The sequence below is a fragment of the Pseudoalteromonas sp. SG41-5 genome, assembly GCF_014164495.1.
In the GTDB taxonomy this organism is placed as follows: Bacteria; Pseudomonadota; Gammaproteobacteria; order Enterobacterales; family Alteromonadaceae; genus Pseudoalteromonas; species Pseudoalteromonas rhizosphaerae.
In genome coordinates, this window is sequence record NZ_JACJFH010000256.1 from 1 (window position 1) to 914 (window position 914).

1 protein-coding gene is annotated in these 914 nt (G+C 41.9%); it reads left to right on the plus strand.

Annotated elements, in window-relative coordinates; genetic code table 11:
* Positions 1–220: 220 nt before the first annotated feature.
* Positions 221–877 (plus strand): peptidoglycan-binding protein, encoded by a 657-nt coding sequence (locus tag H5232_RS23455; RefSeq protein WP_182768267.1) that lies wholly within the window; start codon positions 221–223, stop codon positions 875–877.
* The last annotated feature ends 37 nt before the right edge of the window (positions 878–914 follow it).

A 914-nucleotide genomic window follows, 5' to 3' on the forward strand; every position in this document is an offset into this window, starting at 1 on the left:
GAGCCCCAAGCCAACATGGGCTATAAAATTCGCTTACGTAACGGCCATATTATCACCGGACAGCTCGATCAAAACGGCTACGCCAACGTATCAGGCCCTGATTTTGAAAACGCCAAAGTCAGCTTTTTTGAACTCGCCGATCACGATTGGTCAGTAGGCAACATCACCTAAACGTAGACTTGCTCTGGCGATATTTATATTTAGGGATAAGGATATTTCAATGATACAACAACACACCGTCGCACAAGGCGAAACTCTGCTACGCATAGCACGCCAATATGGTTATAAAACCTCAACAGCATTATATAACCACCCCAGTAATGCCGAGTTTAAAGCACTACGGCCCGATCCTAATTTAATTTTTCCAGGTGATATCATCAATATTCCACCTAAAAAAGAAAAGTTTATGCCACTGCGCGCTAACAGTCTAAATACGTTTGTTGTAAAAAACGAAAAAGAATATTTTCGCCTGCAAATAATTCATGAAGATGGTGATGACATCACTGGCAAACGTATTGTACTCAACATAGGTAGCCAAACTATCGATACCGTATTGCAAAGTAATAGGCTTATCGAAATAGAACTTAATAATAACGACGCACTTACCGGCAGCGTCGATTTATACCTAAATGAAGGGGAAACCACGCCAACTAAAAGCTTTAACGTACAAATAGGTAACCTAGACCCTATAGATACACTTTCAGGTGTGCAAGGCAGGTGTAATATGTTGGGGTTTAATTGCGGTAAAGTTGATGGCGTTAATGGCACAAAAACCAAAGCCGGGGTGAAGGAATTTCAACAAGCGCAACAACTACAGGTAGACGGCATTGCAGGGCCGGTTACTAAAAGCCGTCTTGTTTATGTTTATGGAGCCTAAGTTATGAGCCAAGCAATGCCCATGGCAGTCAATAAAG

Coding starts and splice junctions, on each gene's coding strand:
- H5232_RS23455 (WP_182768267.1), top strand. CDS start 221: ATGATACAACAACACACCGTCGCACAAGGCGAAACTCTGCTACGCATA.